The organism is Gordonibacter sp. 28C, assembly GCF_003339845.1.
In the GTDB taxonomy this organism is placed as follows: Bacteria; Actinomycetota; Coriobacteriia; order Coriobacteriales; family Eggerthellaceae; genus Gordonibacter.
Genome location: NZ_PPTR01000001.1, coordinates 229859 through 255745 on the forward strand (window position 1 = coordinate 229859; position 25887 = coordinate 255745).

Here is a 25887-nt window from a genome sequence, read left to right on the forward strand (position 1 = left end):
AATCTGAAAGAAGGCATGAACCATGTGCTTGGCCATACCCGCTAAAATAACCGAGATGAAGGACAACCGCCTGGCGACGGTAGATATCCTGGGCGTGACGCGCGACATATCCGTCGACCTCACGCCGCAGGCCGGCGTCGGCGATTTCGTGCTCGTGCACGCCGGCTTCGCCATCGAGGTGGTGGACGCCGACTACGCGCAGGAGACCATCGACCTTATCATGCAGTTCCCCGAGCTCGCGGGCGAAGACATCCCTACCGGCGAAGGGGTGGCCCGATGACGGTCGACCCCGCCACGATGGAGGCCGAGCTCGCAGCGTTCAAAGATCCGAAGCTCGCGCGCGGGCTCATCGAATCCATCGGCAAGCTGGCGCCGGAAAGCGCCACGCTCATGGAGGTGTGCGGCACGCACACGGTGGCCATCGCGCGCAACGGCATCCGCAACCTCATGCCCGCGGGCATCCGCCTGGCGTCGGGCCCCGGCTGCCCGGTGTGCGTGACGTCGAACCACGACATAGACACCGTCATCGCGCTCGCTCGGGTGGAGAACGTGACCATCGCCACGTTCGGCGACATGACGCGTGTGCCCGGATCGACGTCGAGCCTGCTCAAAGAGCAGGCGGCCGGCCGTTCGGTGGAGATCGTGTACTCGCCGCTCGACGCGCTGCGCCTGGCGCAGGAGCACCCCGAGCGCGAGATCGTGTTCGTGGGCGTGGGCTTCGAAACCACCACGCCGCTCGTGGCCATGGCCATCAAGCGGGCGCGCGAGGCGGGGTTGAAGAACTTCACCGTGTTCGGCGCGCACAAGAACATGCCCGGCGCGCTGGAGGCCATCATCAACGACCCGCAGCTCAAGCTGGACGCGCTCATCCTGCCGGGCCATGTGAGCACCATCATCGGAGCCGCGCCCTACCAATTCCTGGCCGAGAAGTACGGCATTCCCGGCGTCATCACCGGCTTCGAGCCGGTGGACGTGCTGCAGGGCATCGCCATGATCATGCGCCAGCTGCACGAAGGCCGCGCCGAGATCGAGATCGCCTACGCGCGCGGCGTCATGCCCGAAGGCAATCCCGTGGCGCTGGCCGCCATCGACGAGGTGTTCGAGACGTGCCCGGCGCTCTGGCGCGGCTTGGGCGAGATACCCGGCTCGGGCTATCGCATCCGAGAAGAGTTCGCCGAGTTCGACGCCGTGCGCCGCTTCGACCCGCCGGTCGAGCCCACGCAGGATCCGAAGGGCTGCCGGTGCGGCGACGTGCTGCGCGGTATCATGGCCCCGAACGAGTGCCCCCTGTTCCGCAAGGTGTGCACGCCCGAGAACCCGGTGGGCCCCTGCATGGTGTCGAGCGAAGGCAGCTGCGCCGCGTACTTCCGTTACTACTAAGGTTCCGAAGCCGAAGGCGTCGCCGGTTGCTCGTAGGGGGGGCTGCTGTCCGCTCGGGCATTGACGAGCAAGAGCGTTCCACTGCGGCGAGCGCACGGAGGTCTTCAAGGCGGGGCTCGGTAAGGTTTGCCTTATGCGGAAACTCCCGTTCCGCTATCGCGAGCGCCTCCGCTTCCATTGCGTCGTTGCCAGCGCCAGAGCGCCGAGCACGGTTGCCATGACGCCGGCGGCCCCTGCGGCGAGCATCGGGTCGCCGGTGGAAACGAGCTCCTTCGGCGTCGATTTGTCGTCTTCGCCGCCGGGTGCGTTCGGCCCCACGGGGCGGTCGGCGGGGTTCGTGAACGCCTTCACCGCCACGTTGCCCACGGGGGCGCCCGTGCGCTCCGCAAGCGTGTCGGCCACCGCGGCCACGTCGCTCCAAGCTCCGTTCTCGAACACGAAGCTCTGACCGGCGTCGACATGCGGCACGCTGTCGTAGCGAGGCGTGCCGTCGGGGTTCTCACCCAGCTTCTGCGCACCTTCCAACGGCACCGTGGTGCTCATGAGGGGCCATCCGTTCCCGTCGTAGAGCTGCGTTTCGGTTACCACGATGGCGAACGTTCGGTCTTTTTCGAGATCGACTGCGGCGGCCAGCTTGGGCGTTAAATACCCGGCGTACAACGTGTCGAATTCGGTGCGGGCCGCCTCGGCCTTCGTGCCGCTTTCGGGGTTCGCGAGGTCGGTGAGGTCGGTGTACACGTCGACGCTCACGCGCGTGGCAGGCGATGTGACCCATACCCCCACGCCTTCAAGGCGCTCGTCTTCCCGGGCTGTGAACACGTTGGCGGCCCGGGCGGAGTCGTCCGCCCGGGCCTGCAGGCCCACGGCGTGCAGCGAGTCGTACTGGTAGTTGCTCTCGTAGTCGAACGCGCCCGCCTCGCCGTTTTCGGCAGCGAGCGCCACGGGCGCGCGCACGGCCCGCTCCTCATAGGGGACATATAGGTAGCCGTCGTCTCCGAAGCCGGTTCCGCGGTTGTTGCGGAGTATCCACGCCCCGTCGGTCGAGGGGGTGTGTTCGGCACCGTCCTTGTCCACGATGGTGAAGTTCTCTTTGGCGTAGCCGTCGTCCCAGCCTACGAGCGAGAGGGAGTGGTTCACCGAATAGTCTTTCTTGTCGGCATCGTAGAACCAGTGGTTCTTGCGAATCCCCTGCGCCGTGTCGGCGCTCGTCCAGTAGCCGTCGTCTTCGTACGGCTCGTGCATGCCGAAATCGAGCGCCCCGTAGCGCAGCAACGCGGCTTTGATCTTCTCGTAGGCGAGCAGATCGATGGCGCCTGCGCTTTTCCCGGTCGCATCCTCTGCAAAGTAGCGGCTTGCAGGTTTGTTTGCGAAATCGTTCGTGGACGCCTCCGCGCCCTGCGCCGTTTCGCCTAGATCGCCTCCCGCAGGCTCCGATCCTCCGCTGCCGGCAGTGAAGGGGCTGGGCAGCTCGAGGGCGTAGTCCAGGCGCACACCGTCGCTCCCCACGGTCGCGCCGGCCTTCGCGTCCATGGCGTTCGCGGCGCTCTCGTACTCTCCGGGCTCGTTCGGCGGCAGATAGGGACAGGCGCTCTCGTCCGCCGCCCCCTGCCAGCGTGCCAGCGTGCTAACCGCATGGCCCCACGTACCGCCCGTCAGCAATCCGAGCGCGCCCAGACCCTCGTCCTTCGAGGAAACCGTGTAGCGGTCCAGCGTCGACGCGTCCCCGTCGTGCAGCGCGCGATGCTGGTAGGTGAGCATGGCGAGCGACGCTTCCGAAAGGTCGATCGAGCCGTCGGCGCGCCCCTGCGCGATGCGGTTCGATTCCAGCGATGCCAACGCCGCGAACGCCCAGCACGTGCTGTAAACGCCCTGGTCGCGCACGGCCGGAAGCTTGCCTTCCGCACGCAGATCGTAGCTGCTCGGCAGCGTTGCGGTGCTTGCGGCGACTTCCACCGGATCGGAGGCGAACGTCTCCGTCGCTTCGCCCGCTCCTGCGGCACCGGCATCCGCGCTCGTTCCGGCTCCTGTCCCGTCGCCGGGTGAACCGGTGCCGGCCGAGCCCAAGCCGCCGCCTCCGCCTCCGCCCGCAGAAGGCGTCGTCGCGGCCGTTCGAACCTGGAACGTGTAATCGGTCCCGGGCTCCAGGTTCAGGAGCGTGGGCGAGCCCTGCCATCCGCCATCCGCCAAACGATACTCGAGCGCGTACCCGTCGGGCCGGTAGGCGAACGTCACCGAAGTCGTCGTCGTCTCCACAACGGGCGGCGCGGGCGGTGCCGGTGCGCGTTCGGGAACGTCGAGGTAGAGCGCTTCCTGCGAGGAGAAGCGTCCCAACAGGCCCTCGTTCTTCAGATACAGGCTACGTCCCGGTTCCAAGGCGGTTCGCTCGTCCAGGTAGAGGGGGTCGCTCATGTCCGCTTGATACGAGGCTACGACTCTCTTGGTGCTGGTGCCGATGCTCAACGTCTCGGTGTAGCAGTTCACGGTCACTTGGCTCTCGGTGAGGTCCGGTTCGCGGGTGGGCACGGCTATCTGATACAGCAACGAGCCGGCCTCTTCCCCGTCTTTTTGGAACACGGACAGCTGGTGCTGCGGCAGGCCGTCCACCACCGACCACTGCGATACGCTGTCGCCGTTGGCGAGCCGCGTGCCGTCGGGAGCCTGCACGCTCAGGTTCGCGTCATCGAAAACGACGGTTTCCGCAGCGCTGTCGAACGTGACGTCGGACATGCGGAAGCGCAGCACGTAGGTGGTTGGGAGCTTCGAGCCCGTGGGGTCGCTGCTGATCAAGGTGACGGTATGCGGGCCGGTGGCGAGGTCGCCCAGCGCGAACGACGGCCCGAACTTCCCATTCTCCAACGGCTCGAACGGTTCTCCGTCAAGCGATGCCTCCACCCTCTGGTTCGAGGTCGGCAAAACAGCCGCGGAACAGGAGCGGCTCTGTGCAGAGGGGGCCGCGGCCGGCATGAACACGTCGAAACTCGTGCGCAGCCCTCCTTTCTCAAGCGGGCTTCCCAAGTCCAGGTACTCGTAAGAGTCGAGGTTGAACGGGTCCCCGTCGAACGATTCCGCAACGGTTTTCTTGATGGTGATGCCGTTAACCTGCGACGACGTGGGCTCGTTAGGCGGCCATGGCGCGCCGGTGCCGCCCGCTTCCCGGGTGAGCGCTTTGAGGCAGACGTTCGTGGCGTACACGGACGCCCCTCCCGAATCTCTCAGCGACTTTCCCAGCGTCGTCCACGACGTTCCATCGGCCGACACGTAGCTGACCTCGTCGTTGCCGCTGACGTCCTTGCCCACATACGTCGGCAGGAACGCATCGCCGCGCCCGACGACCGCCTCGGCGGGAACGGCGTTGGCGTACACGGGGTTCTCCAACCGCACCACCAGCGAGAACGTGTCGCCTGCGTGCAGGGACGCGCGCAGATCGGGGTCGAGCTCCACGGTGTGGTAGCCTGGGTAGGCCTCGACGCCTTCTTGGGTGCCGCCCACCTTCGTGCCCGATGCGGGATCGCCCTTTGCCGGGTTCAGGTACACGTCGACGGAGTACGTCGTGCCCTCGTCGGTGGTGTAGAACGAAGCGGCCTCCAGCGTCTCGTCGCCCTTGGCCGTGAACACGTTGGCCATGTACGCCGAGCCCCCGGCACCGGTGGAGGGCGCGTCGGGGTTCTCGGCGCTCGAGCCGGTGGAAACGGCGAGGCTCGTGCGCCAGCCCATGGTGTCGAACTGGTAGTTGCCCGTGTAATTGCCCTTCGATTCCAGCTTGAGGGTGGCGCCGTACACGGCCGACCGATCCTCGTAGGAAAGCCAGAAGTAGCCGCTCTCGCCCCAGTCGGCGCCCCAGCTGTTCTTCACGAGCCACGCGCCGTCGCCTGCGGGCAGTTCGCTTTCCGGCGTGCCGAAGTTCGTGCGGCCGAACGCGTCGTCCCAACCCACGATGAGCACGGCGTGGTCGATGCCGGTTTTCTGGCTCGTGTACATGGTCTGGTGGGTCGCGCCGCTGGCCACGTCGGTGGAGTGGAAGTGGTCGCCTTTGGTGGCGATGGACACGGTGACGGCCCCTTCGTCGTGGATGACGCGCTTGATGGCGTCGATGCTCGGTTCGAGCGCGGCGCCTGCGATGCCGTTCAGCGAGGTGGGAAGGTAGTAGGCGTCTTGCAGATGGAAGTCGGAGGCGTAGCGCAGGCCCTCGTCCACGTATTCCGCTTGGAACGGAACGGTCGAGGAAAGCACCGGTCCCTTCCATGCGGCCAGGGAGCCGATGGCCTGCTGGTCCCAGGCGCCGGTTTCGTAGGCTTGCTGGGGGTAGAGCTTCGCCCCGTCCACCTCCTGCTCCTCGTTGCCGTTGAAGGTGAACCAGGCCAGGTGCGAGCGGGAGAACTGCGCGGTGGGGTAGTAGGGCAGCACGCTGCTCTCGGCTGCACCCAAGTTGGCGAACGCCCAGCAGTTCTGCGTGAAAGATTGATCGAGAACCGGCCCCACGATCCCCTTGTCGCGCAGGTCGAATGCCGCGGGGAGAACGTCGTTTGCGAGCGTTGCCGCACCGGCTCCGCTCGCGATGCTGTCGTTGAGGTAGGAGAGGTCGAGCGTCGATGCCCCAACGGCGGTCTCCCCGTTGAGGTAGGCCAGGTAGTCGGGGTTGACGTCGGACGCGGAAAGAACGAGACTGTCGCTATCGCGTTGCGCGTCGGTGTCGTCCGGCTCCGCCGCAAGCGCCTGCGAAGGCGCGAAAGGGGCGAGCCCCCATGCCAATGCGAAGGACAGAAGCAATGAGAACATGCGGCGTGAAATCACGGGAAACCTCCATCGTCGATCTTCGTGCAGTATATCGTGTGCCGCACCCGCGTCTGCAAGATTTCTGACGAGCGACGCGGATGCCCCTTATCGCGCCACCGACGCGGGAGCGTGCGCCTCTCTCGAAGCCGTGTCGGTGAAACGAGGGGCTGTTTCATCAACGTTTTTGTATCGAAAGCCGGCCGCCTCTTCGGAGCCGTTTACAATCGGTCCATGACGCTTCGAAGGGGTCGAAGGAGGCGATGGGGAAAATATAGCTCGCGCTCGTAGCATTTCTGTTTAATTGGTGCTAAAATAGTAGCAATTATAGTGCGCCGCGATGTTTTCGCGGCGCGGAGGGCAAGGCGAGAGATATAAGGGGGTGTGCCATGGATGTCTTTTCCGATCCTGTGATGCTGGCGCGAATTCAGTTCGCCTTGACGGCGGCCTATCACTTCTTCTTCGTGCCTCTGACCATCGGTTTGGGACTGATCCTAGCCATCAACGAAACCAGGTACTACCGCTCGCGCAACGAGAAGGACGCGGCGGCCACCAAATTCTGGGTGAAGATCTTCACCGCGACGTTCGTGATCGGCGTGGCCACGGGCATCACGATGGAGTTCTCCTTCGGGACGAACTGGGCCGACTATTCCCGCTTCGTCGGCGACATCTTCGGAGCGCCGCTGGCGGCCGAGGCCCTGCTGGCCTTCTTCCTGGAATCGGTGTTCTTAGGGATCCTGCTGTTCGGCCGCAAGACCGTGTCGCCGAAGTTCTACCTGGTGAGCGCATGGCTCGTGTGGTTCGGCTCGTGCTTGAGCGCGCTATGGATCCTCATAGCCAACTCGTGGATGCAGACGCCGGCCGGGGCCGAGCTTGCCGCCGACGGCTCGAAAGCCGTCATCACCGACTTCTTGGGCGCGGCGTTCAACCCGTCGCTCATGGCCCGTTACAGCCACGTGGTCGTGGCGCTGCTCATCATGGGCGCGTTCGTGGCCATGGCCGTGGGCGCTTGGTACTTGCTCAAGGGCAAGCATTCCGACTTCGCCATGAAAACGATGCGCATCGGCGCCGTGGTGGGCATCGTCACCAGCTGCGTCATGATCTTCACGGCGCACGCGTCGGCCGTGGTGGTGTCCGAGGAGCAGCCCACGAAGCTGGCCATGATGGAGGGCATGTACGACGACGAGGTCCCGCCGCTCTACCTGTTCGGCTGGGTCGACGAGGAGAACCAGAAGGTCATCACCCCGTTCGCCATTCCCGGCGGCACCAGCTTCCTGGCCACCGGCACGTGGGACACCGAGTTCCAAGGCTTGAACTCGCTTTCCGAAACCGAGCAGTACGGCGCGCTCGACCCCGAGACGGCGCCCGTGGGCTTCGTGTTCCAAACGTATCACCTCATGGTCATGATGTACGGCCTTATCATGATCACGGCCATCCTGGCCATCGTGTTCTCGTTCCGCAAGGGCGGATCCATCAAGAACATGAAGTGGCTGCAGCGGCTCGTGGTCGTATCGCCGGTGTTCCCGCTCGTCGCCATCCAAACCGGTTGGTTCACGGCGGAGATGGGGCGCCAGCCGTGGGTGGTCTACCCGTCGGCCACCGGCCCCGAGGGCGTGGCCCTGGCTACGAACGACGCGGCGTCCACGTCGGTGTCGTCGCCCGAGCTGCTCATCACCATGCTGCTGTTCTTCCTGGTGTACGTGTTCCTGATCTTCGCGTGGGCGCGCGTCATGGGCCGCTTCATCAAGGAAGGCCCCGTCGTGAAGGCGACGGACGCCGAAGCCGCCAACGACGACGAGGCCAAGCGGCGGGAAGCGGTGCCCGGGTTCGCGCCTGTGGACGACGTCGCTACCGCGAAAGGCGGTGAGTAACCGTGGATATGACTTTCTTCAACGTGCTGTGGTTCTTCCTGATCTTCGTGCTCATCGCCGGTTACTTCGTGCTCGACGGGTTCGATCTGGGTGCGGGCGTGCTGTATCCGTTCGTGGCGAAGGACGACCATGACAAAGCCGTGGTGCGCCGGAGCATAGGCCCGGTATGGGATGGCAACGAGGTGTGGCTGCTCACCGCCGGCGGCGCGCTGTTCGCGGCGTTCGCCCCCGCCTACGCCACCACGTTCTCCGGGTTCTACCTCGCGGTTATGCTGGTGCTGTTCGGCCTGATCGTGCGTGCGGTTTCGCTCGAGTACCGCGGACATGACAAAAAGTACGGGAAGGTGTGGGACGGCTGCTTCTTCGTGGGGTCGCTCTTGCCGGCGCTGCTTTTGGGCGTGGCCGTGGGCAACATCTACGCGGGCATCCCCATGGACGCGGCGGGCAACTACAACGGCATGCCGCTGCTGGGCCTCATAACCCCGTTCACGCTGCTGTGCGGCCTGCTGGGGCTGGCCATGTTCATGGCGGCGGGCGCCACGTGGATAGCTCTCAAGGCGCCGAAGCCCTCCGATTTGCAAGCCCGTGCGGCGAAGCTGCGCCTGCCGCTGCAGATCGCAGCGCTCGTGCTGTTCCTGTGCGTGTCGGTGTACGGGCACTTCGTCATCCAGCCCGACATGGAGCCGTTGCTGGGCGTGGCGCGCTGGCTGTTCGCCATCCTGTTCGTCGCCGGCATCGCGGCGTCCATCGTGCTGGCGAAGAAGAAGGACTGCGACAAGGGCGCGTTCCTCGGACAGTCGGTGTCGGCGTTCGTCCTGGTGGGCCTGCTGGCAGCGTCCATGTTCCCGAACCTGGTGGTGGCTTCGGCCGACAGCATCGGCCCCTCCATCACGCTCATGAGCGCCGCGTCGTCCGAGCTCTCGCTCATGTGGATGACCATAATCACGTGCGTGGGCCTGCCGCTGGTGCTGGTGTACCACGTGATCATCTACCGCACGTTCCGCGGCCGCATCAAGGAAGACGATCTGGCCCATTACTAAGCGATCGACGCGGCTCGTCGGCGACGATTCGGCGAGCCGCGCTTACCGCGAACCTCGCAGCGATGCCTCGGGACGCGATCGTTGCAAAAGTAACAAAATACGCGAAACGCCAAGACCGGCTCGATTTTCGAGCCGGCCCTTTTCTTCTCTATAGTATAGTGGCAGGGTGTTGATTAACCGTGAACCTAACCAGAGAGGAACGATCGTGGCAGACAATCAAGATCAGCCCACTCCCGCGCCCGATGCTCCCCAGCCTCAGCAGCCCGAGCCGGTCGGCGCGCCTTACCCGTCGTCTACGCCGCCTCCCCCCGCCCCGGGTCAGGAACCGCCTGCGCAGCCTTATGCGCAGCCTCAGCCGACAGCGCCCGGCCAACCCGTGAACCTCAACGGCCAGCCGGTGAACCCGTACGGCCAGCCCATGCCCGGTTACTACCAGCAGCCTCCGGTGAAAAGCGGCAAGGCCACGGCCGCGTTGGTGTGCGGTATCTTCGCCATCTTGCTAGCCGGGACTATTCTGCCCAGCATCATTTTGGGCATCGTCGCCATCGTGCTTGCGGTGAAGGCCGTGAAGGAGGCCGGCAAGGACGGCAAGGCCACGGGCGGCAAAGTGTGCGGCATCATCGGCATCGTGCTGTCCGTGTTGTCGTTCATCCTGTACATGGTTATCGGTTTCGGCGCGCTTGCCTACGTGGCCGCCCACCCCGATGCGGTCACGGTGACGAACAACGGCTCCTCCTACTCGGATTCGAGTTCGTACTTCGAGAAGACCGAAGACGAGAAGCAGGCGGAAGCGGCGGTTCAAACCGAACTCGACAAGCTGAAGAACGAGGATGCGGCGTTCGTGCAGAAGCTGGCGACCGATCTTGACGCCGAGTTCTCGGCCAGCTCCGGCTACAGCCTCTCCGAGCTGGGCGTCGACCCTGTGGCGTTCGCCCAGTGGCTGCTCGCCGACTTCGATTACGAACTCGACGGCGCATACACGTACAGCGACGATACGGGCGCCGTGTACGCCGACGTGACCATGCGCGACGCGTACGCCTTCGCGTCCACGTTCATGGTCGACGCGCAGGCTTTCGCCAATTCCGTCGAGGCCGGATCTATGGACGAAGCCGCCGTGAAGGCCAAGCTCGGCGAGTTGTTCAAAGCCGCCATGGACAAAACCACGGACATGACCGACAACTACGTCAGCCTCGACCTGACCAAGAAGGACGGTGCATGGACCGTCGACGAGGAGTCGTGGTCCGACGAGATGAGCTATCTGTTCGGCACGATCTAGTTCGTACCGAACCGGCGTCCGCCGGCAAACTGCGTATAAGGGAAAGCGGGTCCATCGCGGCCCGCTTTCTTGCGTTCACGGCAAACCACGAGCAAGCCCATCATTAATAATCGGGAAACATCTTCTTAAGAAACATTCAAGGTAGCGAGCATTGCTATTAATGTTTCAAGTTTGTAATCTCGCAGGTAGACACGGAACGTGTCGATTCTCTAGGGGGAGATTCAAGCAAGAGGAGGAAAGATGGCGAACTACGTGGAGAAGGTTCGGCAGTCTTCGACGATGAGCCGAAGGGGATTCGTCAAAGCGGGCGCCGCGGCCACGGCTGCGCTGGCCGTGGGCGGAGGCTTGGTCGGGTGCGCCGCAAAAGAAAAGCCGGAGAAGAAGGACGACCAACCCGAGGTCGTGACGAGGAACATCACCGAGGGCCAGTGGGTGACGGCGGCGTGCTGGCACAACTGCGGCGGCCGATGCGTTAACAAGGCGCTGGTGAAGGACGGGGTCGTCATTCGCCAGAAGACCGACGACACGCATGAGGATTCTCCCGATTATCCCCAGCAAAGGGCGTGCGTGCGCGGACGCGCGCAGCGCAACCACGTGCTTGCGGCCGACCGGTTGAAGTACCCCATGAAGCGCAAGAGCTGGCAGCCTGGTGGCGGCGAGAACGCCCATGGCGACATGCGCGGCAAAGACGAGTGGGAGCGCATCAGCTGGGACGAAGCCTACGACTACATAGCCGACGAGGTCAAGCGCATCGTCGACCAGCACGGCAACCGCGCGCTGTTCGCCGACGGCGGCGAGGTTTCGAAGTTCCTGAGCCTGTACGGCGGCTACATCGGTCACTGGGGCACCACGTCGCGCGGCGCATGGACCTACACGCCGGGCGTGGTGGGCATTTCGCCGCAACCCGACGAGGGCATCAACGACCGCTTGGACATGCGCAACAGCGACACGGTGGTGATGTTCGGAACGAACCCCGCATGGTCGTCGGCCGGCAATCCGGCGTACCACTTGCTTCAAATCAAGAAGGCGGGCGCGAAGTTCGTGGCCGTCGATCCCTTCTACAACGACTCGTACGCCCTCGTCGATGCCGAATGGATTCCCTGTCGCCCCTCGACCGATATGGCGCTGTTCCTGGGCATTGCGAACGCCATGCTCGAGATGGACGCGGAGAAGCAGCTTGTCGATTGGGACTATCTCAACACCCATACGGTCGGTTTCGACGCGGACCACATGCCCGAGGGCGAGGACCCCAACGGCAACTTCAAGGACTACGTGTTGGGAACGTTCGACGGCACCCCGAAGACGCCGGAATGGGCTTCGAGCATATGCGGCGCCAGCCCTGAGAACATCCGGTATTTGGCCGAGCTCATCGGCAAGAACAACAAGGTCAGCATTTTGCTGGCATGGGCGTCGGCCCGCACGCACAACGCGGACTGCCTGCCCCAGCTCGTCATGACGCTGGGAGCCATGGGCGGGCACTTCGGCAAGTCGGGCCATATGTGCGGTCTTTCGTGCCATTCCCGCTCGTTCAGCGGCGGCGCCTACTTGGTGGGTGCCGGCAAGGACGGCCTCCCCTCGATAAAGAACCCGCTCTCGGGCACGGAGAACATCAACGACACCGAGCTCTGGAACGCCATCTCGGACGGATCGTACACCTACGCCGGCGCTTCCACCAAAAAGGTGCCCGGTGAGGCGCGCGACGTGGATATCAAGCTTATCTACCATGACAGCATGAACGCCAAGCTGCAAACCATCGAGGGGCAGACGAAGGGCATCGAGGCCCATCGCAAGGTCGACCTCGTGGTCACGCACTCGCTGTTCATGACGACGAACGCGAACTACTCCGACATCGTGCTTCCCATCGAATCGTATTGGGAGAAGGAAGGCGGCTTCCTGCAGGGCAACCGCGAAGCCCTGATCTACCACACGAAGGTCATCGACCGTATGTACGAGTGCCTTTCCGACGAGGAGATCGCCACGGAGATCGGGAAGCGTCTGGGCCTCGACCCGCAGGAAGTGTATCCGATAGACGTGAAACAGCGGCTGTTCAACCAGTTCGTGGACGCGTACGTCGTGAACGAGGCGGGCGAGAAGGGCAAGCTGGTCACGATAACCGCCGACGACATCGCCGAGTGGGGCTGCGAGGGCGAGCCGCAAGAAGGCGCCATCGCGATGAAGGAACTCATCGAAACGGGCATCTACCAGATTCCCCGCAGCGAGGGAGACGGCTACGGGTCCATCGCCTACGAGAAGTTCGTGGCAGATCCGGTGGCGAACCCGCTCGAAACCGCAAGCGGAAAGCAGGAAATCTACTCCAAGGCCCTGCGCGATTCCATCAACGCCATCGGTTACAGCAAAATCGAGGCCATTCCCACGTACATTCCGCCGCAAGAGGGCTACGAGGCCACGTTCAAGGACTTCGCCGGAGGCGTCAAGGGCGATTACCCCTTCCAGCTCTACAACCCCCATTACCTCCGCCGCTCCCACACCGTGTTCGACAACGTGTCCTGGCTGAGGGAAACCTGGCACAACCCGGTGTTCCTGAACGCCGAGGACGCGAAGGCGAAGGGAATCGCCGACGGCGACACCGTGCTGCTGACGAGCCCCCATGGCAAGTGCCTGCGCGTGGCCAGCCTCAGCAACCGTTTCATACCCGGCGTTGTCGGCCTGCCCCACGGCGCTTGGGTGGATATGGACGAGTCGACCGGCATCGACCGCGCCGGTTCGGACAACATCCTCACCGGCCAGATCCAGTCGGGCCAAGGCGTTTCGGGTTGGAACACCTGCATCTGCAACATCGAGAAGTACAGCGAAGCCCTGACGCCGGACGCCGAATTGCCCGCGCGCATTCCCGCGGCGCAGAACTAGAGAGGGTGACTGAAGATGAGGCAAGGATTTTACTTCAACATGGAAGCCTGCATCGGCTGCAGGACCTGCCAGGTTGCGTGCAAGGACAAAAACGATCTCGAAGCCGGTATATTTTTCCGTCAGGCGACCGATTACGAGGCGGGAACCTATCCCGACGTGCATCCCTATCATTATTCGGGTTCGTGCAACCACTGCGAGAAGCCGGAATGCGTGGCGGTCTGTCCGAACGCAGCCATGTACATCGACGAGGAAGACGGCACGGTGCAGCATGACGACGAGAAGTGCATCGGGTGCGAGTACTGCGTGAAAGCCTGTCCCTACGGCGTTCCGAAGTACATCCCGTCCCTCAAGCGCACGCACAAGTGCGACGCATGCAAGCCGCTGCGTGAGAACGGCGAGAACCCGGCCTGCGTCGCGGCCTGTCCCATGCGGGCGCTCGAGTTCGGTCCCATCGACGAGCTGCGCGCCGCCCATCCCGACGCGGTGAACCAGATCGCCATCCTGCCCGAGCCCAAGACGGAGCCCTCGGTGGCGATCCAAGCCAAACCGGCGGCGCTCGAAACCGCATACACCCCTCTGACCTTCTGAGTTTCCCGACAAGGGGCCGCAGCAAAACCCTCCCTCCCTTTGCTGCGGCCCTGCGTCCCGGATGAGGAGATGTTTCCCTATGGCTAACGACGAAGCGGTTGCCCTGCTGCTGGTCAATCGCAGTTTTCTCTATGCATACTTGAGCCGTGCGTTTGCGACCGAGCCCGACGAGGCTTTTCTTGCCGTCGTCTCGGACGCCCACACCCAAGAGGAATGCTCGTTGCTGGACGACGAGCGAGGCGAGGGAGCCTTGTTGCAGCGCGGTATCGCCGCATTGGCCGCCGAGGGCTCCGGTGCGCTTGAGCAGCTGCGCGGCGAATACACGAAGCTGCTCATCGGGCCGGGGAAGCTGCCGGCTCCGCCATGGGAGTCGGTGTTCGTCTCCGGCGAGCCGCTTTTGTTCCAGAAAAGCACCTTGGCCGTGCGCGAGGCGTACCGTGCGGCCGGATTCCAGGCGGTCGGCTATCCGCACGAGGCCGACGACCATCTTGCCATCGAACTCGCGTTCATGGAGGCGCTTGCGGACCGCATGGGCGAGGCCTATGCCGAAGCCGACGGTGCCCACGTGGGGGAGCTTGCGCGCATCCAGCTCGATTTCCTGCAGAACCATCTTCTCGTGTGGGTGAAATCGTTCGCTGACCAGCTGCGCGCCTATGGTAAGGTAAGCTCTTTCTACCCGTCGTTCGCGGCGTTGGCCGCGCTGGTGTGCGCGCGCGACGTCGACGTGCTGGAGGAGCTGCTGTCCCTGGAGTGAGGACGCGCCACGACGCCAGAGGGGGAGGGGAGCGTCATGGGGAACATCAAGCTGAAGACGAAGTTCGCGGGACTGATCATCGCGCTGATAGCCATCTCCTTGGTGGCGAACCTCGCATGGACGTCCGAGAACAAGCGCGCCCAGATGGAGAACGAGCTGCGCGAGAAGGGCATGGTGCTCACGCAGCAGATGGACGCCGTGTGGGAGTTCATGGCGTCGAACCAGTACCGCCTCGAGCAGATATCCTATACGGAAGACGGCGTGTACCAAGGGCTGCACTGCGCCATCGTGGGCCGCAGCATCGGCCAGCTGTTCACCTCGCAGTCCTCCTACACCACGCGCTTCGTGAACTTCAACCCGCGCAACGCCTCCGACCAGCCCGACGAGTTCGAGGCCGTCGCGCTCGACGCGTTCTACGCAGACCCCGAATGTCGCGAGTACTACCAGATCACCGAGTTCCAAGGCGAAGAGGTGTTCCGCTATTCGGCCCCCATGCGCATCGAGGAGAACTGCCTCGACTGCCACGGCGAGCCGGCGGGCGAGATCGACGTGACCGGTTACGCCAAGGAAGGGTGGAAGAACGGCGACGTGGGCGGTGCCATCAGCATCGTCATTCCGCTCGACGTGTACATGGACAGCGAGAAGAACGCCGTGGTCCAGGACGTCATCTTCTTCGGCGGCATGCTGGTCGTGTGCCTGGTCATCATCTACCTGGCGCTCACCTACCTCGTCACGCGCCCCCTGCAGAAGATCCAGGCGGGCGTCGAGCGCATCCAGACGGGCGATCTGGACGTGGAGCTCGCGCACACCGAGTCGTCGCGCGAGATGAACACGCTCATGACCGAGTTCAACGAGATGGCCCACGAACTGGCCGGCATCTACAACAACCTCGAAACGCAGGTGCAGGACCGCACCGCCCAGTTGGCCCAGGCGAACGCCGTGCTCGAGCGGCAGCGCGCCCAACTGGAAGAGGCCAACGAGCGGCTGCGCGACGAGAACCGCTACAAGTCGGAGTTCCTAGCCATGATGAGCCACGAGCTGCGCACGCCCCTCACGTCCATCATCGCGTTCACGGAGCTGTTGAACCGCAACAGCGACCCCGCCGACGAGAAGGAAGCGGAAACGCGGCGCGAGATAGAGGCGAACAGCCGCGCGCTGCTGCTCATGATCAACGACATACTGGAAATGAGTCGGCTCGACGCCGGCAGAATAGAGATGAACATGGAAACGGTAGACCTGGGCGACGTCGTCGGCATGGTCCAAGCCGTGGTGCAGCCGCTAGCGAACCGCAAGGACATCGCGTTCGTCTGCGACATCGATCCGGACGTGCCGTTGGTTACGGCCGATTTCGAAAAACTGCGCCACGTGCTCGAGAACCTCTGCGGCAATGCGGTGAAGTTCACGCTGGAGGGCGGTACCGTGCGCCTGTCCATCAGCTACCATCCCGAATGCGGGCAGGTGTGGATGCGCGTGGCGGACACGGGCATCGGCATCGCGAAGAAAGACCAGCGGCGCATCTTCGATCGCTTCGTGCAAGCGGACTCGTCGGCATCGCGCAGCTACAACGGCACGGGCTTGGGGCTGTCGCTGGCGAAGGAGTACGCCGAGATGCACGGGGGCACCATCTCGGTGGAGAGCGAACCGGGGGGCGGCAGCGTGTTCACGGTGCGCATACCGGTGGATGGCGTGGATTGCGGCTGAGCGCGATGAGGTTGCGGGCGGGGCGCGTTGAACGAGGCGAAGGGGGACGTATGGCGAATGCGGCGAAAGTGATGCTCATCGATGACGACGAGAGCCTGCACGTGCTCATGAGGCGCATCGTGGAGGATGCGGGTTACGCGTTTTGCGCGGCGTTCGACGGCGAGGAGGGCCTTGCCGTGCTCGCCGCCGAGAAGCCCGATCTGCTGCTGCTCGACGTGATGATGCCGGGCATGAACGGCTTCGACGTGTGCCGCCGCATGCGCGAGGACGGCCGGCGCATTCCCATCGTGTTCCTGTCGGCGAAGGGCGACATCGTGGACAAGAGCATCGGCTTCAAGGCCGGCGGCGACGACTACGTGGTGAAGCCGTTCAGCCCCGATGAGCTGCTGCTGCGCATCGAAGCGCATCTGCGCCGCCACAAGGAAGACCTCTCGTTCGCGAAGGCCGTGAACCGCGAGGGCAGCTCTTCGACGGGCGATTTGGAGGTGTTCTTCAACCAATACGAGGTGCGTCTGCGCGGGCAGAAGGTCGATCTCACGGCCAAGAAGTTCGAGATCCTGGCGCTTCTGGCGGCCAACCCCGGCCAGGTGTTCACGCGCGCGCAGATATTCGCGCACATCTGGGGCGAGGACAGCGAGGTGGACGAGAGCAGCATCACCGTGTTCATGCGCAAGATACGCGAGAAGATCGAGGACAACCCGTCCCAGCCCCAGTACCTGCTCACCGTGTGGCGCGTGGGCTACAAGTTCGCCGAGCGCCGGTAGGCGCACAGGTTCGGTCGCGTTCGGGCGGAACCTGTGGAGGGAAGCTGTTTTCCCGCCCGCGTTCGCAAAGTTCAGCTACGACCGGCGGTTGGTCGCTTACCCTTTGTTCTTGGGAACGATGCGATCCTCGTCAACGAAGAGCATGCCCAGCTCGATGCCGAGCCCGTCCGCTAGCTTCGATAGCGTGTCGACGGTGGTGTTGAGCCGGCCGAGCTCGATGTCGTTGATGCTGGTGCGGTCGACTCCGGTCATGAGCGCGAGCCTGCGAATCGACAGGCCTTCGCGCGTCCGGTACGCACGAAGTCGACGGCCCATATCAGGCTTGACGTTGGGGGTTCCATCGGTTTTCGAGTTGCGCTCCATGGGATCAGCGTATGTTATGATGAAGAAGCGATGGCGGCATATATCCAGTCATAACCGGGGTGTTGCTCGCGTGGGGGTCTGACGGTAGACGACGATGGCGGTTATCGAAATGCCTATAGTGGTTACTCTGGATAGGGTGATGCGCGAAAAGACGATGTCTTTGAACGATCTCGCTGCTAAAGTGGGAATCACGAACGTCAACCTGTCTCACATGAAAGTCGGCAAGATCAGAGCGGTGAGGTTTTCGACGCTGGATCCGTTATGCGAATGCCTGGGGTGCCAGCCGGGTGATCTGCTGGCGTTCAAGCCGGCCGAGGATTTGACGGAGGGGGATATCGTGTGCTATCCCGTCGAACTGCGTTGAGTCGAGCGGGTGTGACGGGTCGCGTGTTTTGAACTCGGAGGCGGAAGCGGGTTCCACCTCCGGCGTTGGTTCTGCTGTGTCGTGCGGTGAAGGTGCCCGCTGGGGCTACGCGAGACGCTGCCCCAGCGTTTTGGCGGCTGCCGCCTTGTCGAAATTTCCGGCGGTTTTCTGCGTGAGGGCGCCCATGACGCGTCCCATGTCCTTCTTCGTCGCAGCGCCCGTTTCGGCGAGCACCTCGTCGATGAGCGCGTCAAGCTCTTCGCCTGTCACCTGCTTGGGCAGGTAGCTTTCCAGAATGGACACCTGGGCGGCCAGCGTGTCGGTGCGCTCTTGATCGTTGGCGGCCTTGATAGAGCCGTCCAGCGTCTCCTTCGTCTGCTTGATCAGGCGCTTGAGCATGGCGTCGACATCGGCGTCGACGATGTCGCGCCGCTCGTTCACCTCGATGTTCTTTATCTCCCCATGCACTTGCCTCAAAATGGACAACCGGGGCTTGTCCTTGGCCTTCATAGCGGCCTTGATCTCGTCTTTGAGCTCGTCGTACTTCATGCTGGCCTCGCTTTCGTCGTTGCGTCGTCGGTCGGTGTCTTGCGTTCGAGTATACCTTACGGCGCAAGCCGGCCGACAAGGCGAGGCAGGCGTTTTTCACATCTGTCGTGCGCTGCAGGCGAACAGGCGGGTGGAGCATGCAAAAACATTGTTACAAGTATGTCGGCCGCAACGGGAATATCCCAACGCTTTGATATGATGGTTTGGCATATCCTTCGAGCAAAGGACATTTATGAGAGATTTGCCCGTCAACCAGCTCAATCCGAAGATCAAGCGCGTGTGGCGCATCAACGACGCCATATGGCTCACCCTGCTTTTTCTGATTTGCTTTGTGCCGTTCGCCATCGCGATGGCGGTCGAGCCTGCGGGCTGGCTGCTCGCGATATTGGCGATCGTCGCCGGACTGTATGCGCTGTGCCTGATCATTTGGTTGGTTGTGCTTCCTCCCATTCGTTTTGCCCGTTGGCGCTACGAGCTTTCGGACGACTACCTGGACATCGCGCGCGGCATCGTGTGGCGCAAGCGCTTCATCATCCCGTTCATCCGCGTGCAGAACACCGACACGCGCCAAGGACCCATCCTGCGCGCGTTCGGCCTGTCGAGCGTGACGGTGGCCACGGCCGCCGGCGAGCACGAGATCCCCGGCTTGGACGTGCAGACCGCCGAGCAGCTGCGCGACAAGGCAGCCGAGCTCGCTCGCCTCGCGCAGGAGGACGTGTGATGACCCAGAGTCCTCAGCAGCCCCCGCAGCCGGCCCAGCCGCAGCCGCAACCTTACGGTCAGCCGCAGTACGGCCAGCCTCCCTACGGCCAAAACCCGTACGCCGCGCAGCAGCCGCCGTATCCCGACCCCTACGCGCCCGGCCCGGGGCAGCAGCCCGCATCTTACGGCCAACCCTATCCTCAGCAGCCGGCGCAAGACCCGCAGGAGCCACGGCGGTACCACGTGCATCACAGCTACATTTGGCTCGGAAGCATGCAGGCGGGTATCGCCATCTTCGTCGTGATGCTCATTTCGGGCTTCTCCAGCATCATGGGGGCCCTGGCGGAGGGGGATCGCATCGGAAGCGACCTGCCCATCCTCTTGTTGGTGATCGGCGTCGCCGTGGGAAGCCTTGTGCTCATCGTGGCTGTGATCGCCCTTTTCCAGTGGTTGTCGTACAAGCACTTGTACTACGAGCTGGGTGCCGAGGAGTTCAACCTGTACTCGGGCATCTTCAACAAGAAGCGCGTGCACGTGCCCTACCAACGCATCCAGTCGGTCGACCAGCGCGCCTCGCTGCTCCAGCGCGTGTTCGGCGTGTGCTCGGTGAGCATCGATACGGCAGGCGGCTCGTCGAACAAGGCCGTGACGGTGCCGTACGTGCAGAAAGCGCAGGCCGAGCAGCTGCGCGCGGAGCTGTTCGCGCGCAAGCAGTACGCCGCGGCCGTGCAGGGCGGCATGGCGCCCCAAGAGGCGGCCGTGGCCGTGGCGGCGGCGAGCGGCGTGGTGCTGCCGCAGGCCGGCGCCGCCGCGCAGGCGGTCGCCGCGGGAGCGCAGGCTCCCCGCAACGTGCTGGACGCGCCTGCCGAGATATGGACGGACGTGCGCGGTGTGTTCGGCGGCTCGGCCGTGGACACGGGGCAGGTGACGTACGAGTACGGGCTGAGCAACAAGGAGCTCGTGTTCACGGGCCTGTCCAACAACACGGCGTTCGTGCTTATCGTCATCGGTCTTCTGGGCGGCGCCGCCCAAATCGCGGGCCAGATGGCCCCTCTGGTGGCCGGGCGCTTCGATCCGTTTGTCGGCCAGCTGCTTTCAGCAGGGTCGCAGCTGTTCGGTGGCAACCTCATCGCCGCCGGAGCCGTGCTGCTGCTTGCGGTGACGGCGGTGGTGTGGCTGTTCTCCATCGTCGGCACCTGCCTCTCGTTCGGCGGCTTCCGCGCCTGCCGACGCGACAACCGCATCGAGGTGGAGCACGGTTTGCTGCAGCACCGCTTCCAGGGCGTCAGCGTGGACCGCGTGCAGTCCGTCATCGTCAAGCAGAGCTTCATCCGCCGTTTGCTGGGCTACTGCGAGCTTTCGCTCGGCAAGATCGACGCGGTGGCCGAGAACTCGGAGGAGCAGCAGAAGAGCCTGAGCCCGGGGCTGGTCGTGCACCCGTTCGTGAAGATGAGCCGCGTGCCCGAAATCCTGGCGGGACTGGTGCCCGAGTTCGCCGACGTGCCGGTCGAGAGCACGCCCGTCGCGCCGGTGGCTTTGCGCCGCGCGCTCATCCGGCGCGGAATCATCCAAGGCAGCGGCTTTTGGCTTGCAATCCTCATCATCGTCGGCCAATTGTGCGCCAACGCGTTCATTCCGCCGAACGCAGACGGACTGACGGCGCTGTTCTATCTCAACACGGGTGCCTTCATCGGCTATGCCCTGTGCATCGTGCTGTTCGCGCTGGACATCGTGGGCGCGATCCTGTGGTTCCGCGGGTCCGGCTTCGCGTACAACGAGAGGTTCATGCAGGTGAGCAACGGCGGTTTCGCGCGCGAGACCGTGAGCTTCCCGCGCAAGAAGATACAGTACGGCTTTGCGAGGACGAACCCGTTCCAGCGACGCGCCCGCACGGTCACGGTCAACGCCCGCACGGCGGCGGGCGTGGGCGGCACGACCGTCCGTCTGATCGACGTCTGTGAAGAAGATGCCCGCAGATGGCTCGAATGGCTCAAGCCGCGAGGAAATGTGGTAGAGTAATGCACCATGAACGTGCCTGCGACATCTGACGCCCGGGACGGTCGAAGTACCACCCCCGACTCGTCCTCCTCGGCGGCTTCCTTGGACGAAGCCGCTCCTCATCATGCGTCGAATCCTGCCCCCGAGCGAACGCCGTCGCAGCCCATAACGCCTGACTCTGCCGAAGCCCATACGCGTCGCAACCGAGTGTCGCGCGCGTCGGCCAGCGCTGCGAACAAGCACCGCAACGTGCGCGAGTACACGACGGGCGAGGAGATCGCCAACTCCGTGACGCACGGCGCCGGTGCCGTGTTGGCCATCGCGGCCATTTTCATGCTCGTCACCAGGGCCATGGACGACGGGGGCGGCGTGTACCTGTTCGCCGCGCTCGTGTACACGCTTACGATGCTGCTCGAGTACACCATGTCCACGCTCTACCATGCCGTCACCGACGAACGGGCGAAGCGCATCTTCAAGATACTTGATCACAGCTGCATCTACCTGTTCATAGCCGGCTCCTACACGCCGTTCTGCCTGATCTCGCTTGCCGATTCGGGCGGCCTGTGGCTGTGCGCGTTCGTGTGGATCGTCGCGCTCGCGGGCGTGGCCTGCGAGGCGTTCTGGGTGTTCCGCCCGCGCTGGATATCCGCCGTGCTCTACCTGCTGCTGGGATGGAGCGTCGTGTGGTTTCTTCCCGCGCTGATCGCCGCGTTGCCCGCACCGGGCCTTTGGCTGCTGGTGGGCGGCGGCGTGTGCTACACGGTGGGATGCGTATTCTACGTGCTGAAGAAGATCCCGTACATGCACTCGATCTTCCATCTGTGGGTGCTTGCCGGCAGCGTGTGCCAATTTCTCGCCATCGCGTTCTACATTATGTAACCGTTGCGTGCACGAGCGCGCGGGCATGACAGCCCCACGGTTGCCGGAGATGGAAGCGGCCTCCGTACCGCATTCCTCCGGCGAGGCGCGTAAGCGCGAACGCGGGACCGCAAAGGCGGGCCCGCACGCATCCGCAACGCTTAAGGAGTGAGCTTCGCTTACATGGACATAGGTATCAGCATCGTCGTCACCTTCCTGCTCGTTTTGGTAAACGGCTACTTTTCGATGTCGGAGATGGCGCTGGTCAACGCCAAGCACGTGCTGCTGCAAAAGGATGCCGACGAAGGCGACAAGAAGGCCCAACGCGCGCTTGGCCTGGCCAGCGATTCGGGACAGTTCCTGGCCACCATCCAGGTGGCCATCACGCTCGTGGGCTTCTTCGCCTCCGCCGCGGCCGCCACGAACCTTTCCGACCCGCTTGCCCGCTGGATGTCCGGCTTCGGCATCGATTGGATCACGCTCATCGCCCCCGGTTTGGCTCCGGTGCTCATCACGCTCGCCGTATCGTATTTGAGCATCGTCGTGGGCGAGCTCGTGCCGAAGCGCATGGCGCTCGCCGACGCCGAGCGCGTGAGCAAGGCGGTGGCCGGCCCCCTGATGGTGTTCCAGAAAGTTGCTCGTCCGCTCGTGGCGCTGACCTCGGCTTCTGCGAACGGCTTGTCGCGCCTGCTACGCATTAAAGACGCCGACGAACGGCAGAACGTGTCCGAGGAAGAGATCAAGTACATGGTCACGGACAACGACGAGCTGCTGGACGACGAGAAGCGCATGATCCACGACATCCTGGACTTGGGCGACATGACCGTGCACGAGGTCATGCAGCCGCGCGTGGACATGATCTTGGTGGAGGACGTCGAGACCGTGCGCCAGGCGGTGGAGCGCATGCGGGGCACCGGCTACTCGCGCCTGCCCGTGTACCATGAGGACATCGACCGCATCGTGGGCATCGTGCACTACAAGGACTTGCTGGCTCCTCTCATGGACGGCAAGGAGAACGAGCCGGTGGAGGCTTACGCTTACGAGGCCATGTTCGTGCCGGAGACGAAAGACCTCTTTCCCTTGCTCTCCGAGATGCAGACGAACCGGCAGCAGATGGCCATCGTGGTCGACGAGTACGGCGGCACCGACGGCTTGATCACCGTCGAGGACATCGTCGAGGAGATCGTGGGCGAGATAATCGACGAGTCGGATATCGAGAACAAGTTCATCACGCCGCTGTCGGACGGGACGTGGCTCGTGGACGGCCGCTTCCCCGTGGAAGACGCGCTCAAGCTGGGCTGGCCCGTCACCGAGTCGGACGACTACGAGACGATAGCGGGATGGCTCATGGGCGTGATAGACATTGTGCCCCAGGTGGGGGACGAGTTCGAGCTCGGTGGATACCGGTTCAAGATCCAGGCCATGCGACGCAGGCGCATTTCGAACATCCGGGTGACGCGCGAAGCTGGACCGGGCGTCTCTCAGGAGTTCGGAACCGGCGAACCAGGAGACGTGCGCGACGAGGAGCCCGCTTTCGGAAGCGCTTTGCGCCACGGAGCGTAACCTGGTGCGGCGCATATCGTTCGTTCAGGAGGCAGCATGAAGTCGGAGAGGAGGCTCTATCGCTCGCGTCACGCGCTCATCGGAGGCGTGTGCGCCGGTGCGGCCGAGTGCTTCGACCTCGACCCGGTGATCGTCCGCATCCTTGCGGTGGCGCTCACGCTGCTCACGGCGGGATTGTTCGCCGTGGCGTACGTGGTGCTGTGGCTCGCTTTGCCCGTTGCCCCCCACGAACCCGGCCCCGTGGAGGTGGAGCCGCAATCCGTGAGATCCGACACGTACGGTTCCGTCGATTACGATGCCGCGCGCAGTCGTGCCGACGATGCCGCGCGCGCCGCCTCGGAGGTGGCGGCCGCTTGCCAGCATTTGCCTTACGACGCCTACGCCGGCACAGGGCACGTTCCCCCCGAGCCGCCTACGGCCGAGGCCGCCGCGTGGGCGCGCCGCGCGCAGCGACAGACCCCGCCGGGCTGGCAAGCCCCCGGTTGGCGGGTTCCGGGCGAAGACCGGGAAAGCGCGTCGCAGGGCACGCCTTCCGCAAGCGCTTTCTCGCAGCAGTCGGAACCGACTGTGGACGGGCAACGGGGCCTTGGGTTTGAATCCGGTCCCCGTTCGGCACCGCAACAGGTGGAAGGTGCGTCGGGTCCCGCAGGCTCGCCGTCAGCAGATCCTCAATTTCCCTTGTCGCAGTTCACGCCGAACCTTGCGGCGTCTCCTCGCCCCGAGCGCAGGGACGGCGTGAAGGCTGCCGTGCTCATAGGGGCGTTCTTGCTGTTCTTCGGCGTTGCCGCGGTTTTGTCCGAGAACATCGACGGTGTGTCGTGGTGGCAGTTCTGGCCGCTCCTGCTCATCATCATCGGCATTCTGCAGATGGCCGTACCGGCGGAGCGCGGGCGTCGCACGGAGCGGTTCGCGGGCGGTCTCGTGTTCTTTTCCTTAGGGGCCACGCTGCTCAGCATGAGCCTGGGGGTGGTGGGCTGGGCCACCGTGCCGCGCATGCTCGCGAGCCTGTGGCCGCTGCTGCTGGTGGCGATAGGACTCTTCATCGCGGGCAGGGCGTTGCGCTCTCCTCGGTGGACGCTCGTGGCGGGCTTGTGCCTCGCCTTGTTCTGCGTGGCGGGCCTCATGTGGTTCTCCGTTCCCGGTCCGTTCGATTTCCTGGTGGTGGATCTGCCTTTCGGCTACGAGCTTTCCTTCCCCTTTGAAGTGAGTGCGATACCCGCTCGCTAGCTTCGCGGCCACCGGTCCCCGCCGTTCGCCTGACTACGTTTCACAACCGGTTGATATGTTCGAAAAACAGGCTGAAGCCGACGATGCGTACCGACCTGCGCATCTGCGGTTTCTCCGTTTGTCAAGCGAACAAAACGTGGAGGCCTTCTCCATACTTTTTTGCCCCCAAGGGGCCCGATGGTCTAAAATAAGCCTCGACAAAACAGCATATCGGCCTTTCGGCAGCAACCACCCACCACAATCTACTACGCTGTCACCGCTTCGGCGGCTTGGTCGTGCGCTGTCAATGAAAGGTAACCGAGGTTTTGGCTGACATACGATACAAGCAGCGGAAGTCGGGCATCGTCGCGAAAATAGCGGCGGTCGGGTGCGCATCCATCGTGCTCGCAGGATGCATCGGCTTCGGCATCGCCTCCGCAGGCGGCAGCGCGCAGGAAGTCGATGCGTTCGGCATCGACGCCATGAGCGCGCCGGCGTCCGATGCGGATTCAACGACGTTCTCCGAGAGCGCTTCCGACTCTTCCGCGCGCGAAACGACGGTGCTTGCCAGCACGGCGAAGCGCGACATCTCCAAGGGCATCCAGGCTATCGAGGCGCAGGAAGAGGCCGAGCGCCTTGCCGCCGAAGAGGCCGCCCGTGCCGAGGAGGCCGCTCGCGTGGCCGCCGCCGAGGCCGCGAAGGCCGAGCAGCAGGCGAGGGCCGCCCAAGACGGTGCCGCTTCGGCGCTGGCCAGCTTGCCCGACGTGGACTTCTCCGTGGGCAAGGAAGCCTTCATCGCCGAGTGGACCCAGCGCATCGACGCCTATCTGGCCGGCTCGCCGTTGGCGGGACAGGGCGCGACGTTCGCCACGGCCGCTTGGAACAACGGCGTGGACCCGCGCTGGTCGCCCGCTATCTCCAACACCGAAAGCTCGAAGGGCGTGAATTGCTTTAGGGATTACAACGCTTGGGGCTGGGGCGACAGAAGCTGGTCGAGCTGGGAAGAGGCCATCAACGCCCATGTGGCGGGCTTGGCGCAGGGTTACGGCTACTCCATCACGTATGCGAACGCGGCGAAGTACTGCCCGCCGAACACCGACCACTGGTTCAACGCCACGTTGGGCCAAATGCAGATGATCTAAACGTTCCGGTGGCCATGGGTCTCCGGAACTTGGTAGAGAACATGAAGAAAGCGCCTGCTCGGGCGCTTTCTGCTTTCCGAGCCGGACCATCTATTTTTATTGCCAAACGGTGTCGATGCCGGACGGGCGC

At 64.0% G+C, this 25887-nt stretch carries 20 protein-coding genes; 17 read left to right on the plus strand and 3 right to left on the minus strand.

Annotated elements, in window-relative coordinates:
- Positions 1 to 22: 22 nt before the first annotated feature.
- Together C1878_RS00980 and hypD are read left to right on the plus strand one after the other, a co-directional pair.
- Positions 23 to 280, plus strand: a complete 258-nt coding sequence (locus C1878_RS00980; RefSeq protein WP_114599840.1) for a HypC/HybG/HupF family hydrogenase formation chaperone — start codon at positions 23 to 25, stop codon at positions 278 to 280.
- On the plus strand, positions 277 to 1380 hold the full coding sequence (gene hypD, locus C1878_RS00985) for a hydrogenase formation protein HypD (RefSeq protein WP_114599841.1): 1104 nt from the start codon (positions 277 to 279) through the stop codon (positions 1378 to 1380). The genes C1878_RS00980 and hypD overlap by 4 nt, the downstream gene beginning before the upstream one ends.
- 153 nt (positions 1381 to 1533) lie before the next feature.
- Here the strand turns inward: hypD and C1878_RS00990 are convergent, their stop codons facing one another.
- The gene (locus C1878_RS00990; RefSeq protein WP_147272880.1) at positions 1534 to 6171 is read right to left on the minus strand and encodes a lectin like domain-containing protein; all 4638 of its coding nucleotides are present in this window, start codon (positions 6169 to 6171) and stop codon (positions 1534 to 1536) included.
- Between the two features lie 368 nt (positions 6172 to 6539).
- On the opposite strand from C1878_RS00990, the gene C1878_RS00995 reads away from it, so the two are divergent.
- The 8 genes from C1878_RS00995 to C1878_RS01030 all read left to right on the plus strand — a co-directional run bounded on the left by C1878_RS00995 (position 6540) and on the right by C1878_RS01030 (position 17012).
- Complete coding sequence (locus C1878_RS00995; protein ID WP_114599843.1) at positions 6540 to 8021, plus strand: cytochrome ubiquinol oxidase subunit I; 1482 nt, start codon at positions 6540 to 6542, stop codon at positions 8019 to 8021.
- Positions 8022 to 8029: 8 nt separating this feature from the next.
- Positions 8030 to 9061 carry a cytochrome d ubiquinol oxidase subunit II gene (cydB, locus tag C1878_RS01000; RefSeq protein ID WP_199519269.1) on the plus strand — a complete coding sequence of 344 codons (1032 nt, stop codon included), beginning with the start codon at positions 8030 to 8032 and terminating at the stop codon, positions 9059 to 9061.
- A gap of 205 nt (positions 9062 to 9266) precedes the next feature.
- On the plus strand, positions 9267 to 10337 hold the full coding sequence (locus tag C1878_RS01005; protein ID WP_147272881.1) for a DUF4190 domain-containing protein: 1071 nt from the start codon (positions 9267 to 9269) through the stop codon (positions 10335 to 10337).
- Between the two features lie 240 nt (positions 10338 to 10577).
- A complete protein-coding gene (locus C1878_RS01010; RefSeq protein ID WP_114599846.1) occupies positions 10578 to 13205 on the plus strand; it encodes a molybdopterin-dependent oxidoreductase in 2628 nt (875 codons plus the stop codon).
- 15 nt (positions 13206 to 13220) lie between these two features.
- A complete protein-coding gene (locus tag C1878_RS01015) occupies positions 13221 to 13793 on the plus strand; it encodes a 4Fe-4S dicluster domain-containing protein (protein WP_114599847.1) in 573 nt (190 codons plus the stop codon).
- Between the two features lie 79 nt (positions 13794 to 13872).
- On the plus strand, positions 13873 to 14547 hold the full coding sequence (locus tag C1878_RS01020; RefSeq protein WP_114599848.1) for a molecular chaperone: 675 nt from the start codon (positions 13873 to 13875) through the stop codon (positions 14545 to 14547).
- 36 nt (positions 14548 to 14583) lie between these two features.
- Positions 14584 to 16248: a DUF3365 domain-containing protein gene (locus tag C1878_RS01025; RefSeq protein WP_114599849.1), complete on the plus strand. Its 1665-nt coding sequence runs from the start codon at positions 14584 to 14586 to the stop codon at positions 16246 to 16248.
- 50 nt (positions 16249 to 16298) lie between these two features.
- A complete protein-coding gene (locus C1878_RS01030) occupies positions 16299 to 17012 on the plus strand; it encodes a response regulator transcription factor (protein WP_167510308.1) in 714 nt (237 codons plus the stop codon).
- 96 nt (positions 17013 to 17108) lie between these two features.
- Here the strand turns inward: C1878_RS01030 and C1878_RS01035 are convergent, their stop codons facing one another.
- On the minus strand, positions 17109 to 17375 hold the full coding sequence (locus tag C1878_RS01035) for a helix-turn-helix domain-containing protein (RefSeq protein WP_114599850.1): 267 nt from the start codon (positions 17373 to 17375) through the stop codon (positions 17109 to 17111).
- Positions 17376 to 17469: 94 nt separating this feature from the next.
- Between C1878_RS01035 and C1878_RS01040 the strand changes: the two genes are divergently transcribed.
- Positions 17470 to 17739 carry a helix-turn-helix transcriptional regulator gene (locus tag C1878_RS01040; RefSeq protein WP_241963554.1) on the plus strand — a complete coding sequence of 90 codons (270 nt, stop codon included), beginning with the start codon at positions 17470 to 17472 and terminating at the stop codon, positions 17737 to 17739.
- A gap of 105 nt (positions 17740 to 17844) precedes the next feature.
- Here C1878_RS01040 and C1878_RS01045 read toward each other — a convergent pair whose 3' ends face one another.
- The gene (locus C1878_RS01045; protein WP_114599851.1) at positions 17845 to 18288 is read right to left on the minus strand and encodes a GatB/YqeY domain-containing protein; all 444 of its coding nucleotides are present in this window, start codon (positions 18286 to 18288) and stop codon (positions 17845 to 17847) included.
- 232 nt (positions 18289 to 18520) lie between these two features.
- Here C1878_RS01045 and C1878_RS01050 point away from each other — a divergent pair, with 232 nt between their 5' ends.
- The 6 genes from C1878_RS01050 (at position 18521) to C1878_RS01075 (ending at position 25757) form a co-directional block, all read left to right on the plus strand.
- A complete protein-coding gene (locus tag C1878_RS01050) occupies positions 18521 to 19009 on the plus strand; it encodes a PH domain-containing protein (RefSeq protein WP_114599852.1) in 489 nt (162 codons plus the stop codon).
- Complete coding sequence (locus tag C1878_RS01055; RefSeq protein ID WP_241963555.1) at positions 19009 to 21009, plus strand: PH domain-containing protein; 2001 nt, start codon at positions 19009 to 19011, stop codon at positions 21007 to 21009. Before C1878_RS01050 ends, C1878_RS01055 begins: the two co-directional genes overlap by 1 nt.
- A gap of 228 nt (positions 21010 to 21237) precedes the next feature.
- A complete protein-coding gene (locus tag C1878_RS01060) occupies positions 21238 to 21867 on the plus strand; it encodes a hemolysin III family protein (protein ID WP_369833493.1) in 630 nt (209 codons plus the stop codon).
- Between the two features lie 162 nt (positions 21868 to 22029).
- Positions 22030 to 23409, plus strand: a complete 1380-nt coding sequence (locus C1878_RS01065) for a hemolysin family protein (protein ID WP_241963557.1) — start codon at positions 22030 to 22032, stop codon at positions 23407 to 23409.
- Positions 23410 to 23445: 36 nt separating this feature from the next.
- Positions 23446 to 24636, plus strand: a complete 1191-nt coding sequence (locus tag C1878_RS01070; protein ID WP_114599854.1) for a PspC domain-containing protein — start codon at positions 23446 to 23448, stop codon at positions 24634 to 24636.
- 305 nt (positions 24637 to 24941) lie between these two features.
- Positions 24942 to 25757, plus strand: a complete 816-nt coding sequence (locus tag C1878_RS01075; protein ID WP_114599855.1) for a CMP-2-keto-3-deoxyoctulosonic acid synthetase — start codon at positions 24942 to 24944, stop codon at positions 25755 to 25757.
- Positions 25758 to 25887 lie beyond the last annotated feature (130 nt).

What these genes read in the sequence shown, in the direction of transcription:
- C1878_RS00980 (WP_114599840.1), top strand. Translation starts at nt 23, where the DNA reads ATGTGCTTGGCCATACCCGCTAAAATAACCGAGATGAAGGACAACCGC.
- hypD (WP_114599841.1), top strand. Translation starts at nt 277, where the DNA reads ATGACGGTCGACCCCGCCACGATGGAGGCCGAGCTCGCAGCGTTCAAA.
- C1878_RS00995 (WP_114599843.1), top strand. Translation starts at nt 6,540, where the DNA reads ATGGATGTCTTTTCCGATCCTGTGATGCTGGCGCGAATTCAGTTCGCC.
- cydB (WP_199519269.1), top strand. Translation starts at nt 8,030, where the DNA reads ATGACTTTCTTCAACGTGCTGTGGTTCTTCCTGATCTTCGTGCTCATC.
- C1878_RS01010 (WP_114599846.1), top strand. Translation starts at nt 10,578, where the DNA reads ATGGCGAACTACGTGGAGAAGGTTCGGCAGTCTTCGACGATGAGCCGA.
- C1878_RS01015 (WP_114599847.1), top strand. Translation starts at nt 13,221, where the DNA reads ATGAGGCAAGGATTTTACTTCAACATGGAAGCCTGCATCGGCTGCAGG.
- C1878_RS01020 (WP_114599848.1), top strand. Translation starts at nt 13,873, where the DNA reads ATGGCTAACGACGAAGCGGTTGCCCTGCTGCTGGTCAATCGCAGTTTT.
- C1878_RS01025 (WP_114599849.1), top strand. Translation starts at nt 14,584, where the DNA reads ATGGGGAACATCAAGCTGAAGACGAAGTTCGCGGGACTGATCATCGCG.
- C1878_RS01030 (WP_167510308.1), top strand. Translation starts at nt 16,299, where the DNA reads ATGGCGAATGCGGCGAAAGTGATGCTCATCGATGACGACGAGAGCCTG.
- C1878_RS01035 (WP_114599850.1), bottom strand. Translation starts at nt 17,375, where the DNA reads ATGGAGCGCAACTCGAAAACCGATGGAACCCCCAACGTCAAGCCTGAT.
- C1878_RS01040 (WP_241963554.1), top strand. Translation starts at nt 17,470, where the DNA reads ATGGCGGTTATCGAAATGCCTATAGTGGTTACTCTGGATAGGGTGATG.
- C1878_RS01045 (WP_114599851.1), bottom strand. Translation starts at nt 18,288, where the DNA reads ATGAAGTACGACGAGCTCAAAGACGAGATCAAGGCCGCTATGAAGGCC.
- C1878_RS01050 (WP_114599852.1), top strand. Translation starts at nt 18,521, where the DNA reads ATGAGAGATTTGCCCGTCAACCAGCTCAATCCGAAGATCAAGCGCGTG.
- C1878_RS01055 (WP_241963555.1), top strand. Translation starts at nt 19,009, where the DNA reads ATGACCCAGAGTCCTCAGCAGCCCCCGCAGCCGGCCCAGCCGCAGCCG.
- C1878_RS01065 (WP_241963557.1), top strand. Translation starts at nt 22,030, where the DNA reads ATGGACATAGGTATCAGCATCGTCGTCACCTTCCTGCTCGTTTTGGTA.
- C1878_RS01070 (WP_114599854.1), top strand. Translation starts at nt 23,446, where the DNA reads ATGAAGTCGGAGAGGAGGCTCTATCGCTCGCGTCACGCGCTCATCGGA.